This is a genomic window from Paraburkholderia sp. SIMBA_027, from assembly GCF_046535315.1.
GTDB lineage: Bacteria > Pseudomonadota > Gammaproteobacteria > Burkholderiales > Burkholderiaceae > Paraburkholderia > Paraburkholderia tropica.
Window position 1 is genome coordinate 1 of the sequence record NZ_JAWRWY010000170.1, and the last position, 377, is coordinate 377.

The window sequence follows — 377 nt, forward strand, 5'->3', positions numbered from 1 at the left end:
CGTGTGAAGTCGGACGGCACGGGCGTGGATATCGCGAACGTCAAGATGTCGATGAATCCGTTCGATGAAATCGCGGTTGAAGAAGCGGTGCGCTTGAAAGAAGCGGGCATCGCGACGGAAGTGATTGCGGTTTCGGCGGGCGTTTCGCAAGCGCAGGAAACGCTGCGCACGGCACTGGCGATTGGCGCGGATCGTGCTGTGTTGATCGAATCGAATGAGGAATTGCAGCCGCTGGCGGTGGCGAAGCTTTTGAAAGCGCTCGTCGATAAAGAGCAGCCTTCGCTGGTAATTCTCGGCAAGCAAGCCATCGACGACGATTCGAATCAGACCGGTCAGATGCTTGCCGCTTTGGCGGATCTGCCGCAAGCGACGTTTGC

Annotated in this window: 1 protein-coding gene; it reads left to right on the top strand. The window is 57.8% G+C overall.

Features of this window, described 5'->3' with window-relative positions:
- Positions 1–377: electron transfer flavoprotein subunit beta/FixA family protein (locus tag SB764_RS38630; RefSeq protein WP_410866556.1), on the top strand; the 377-nt coding region annotated here is incomplete at both ends.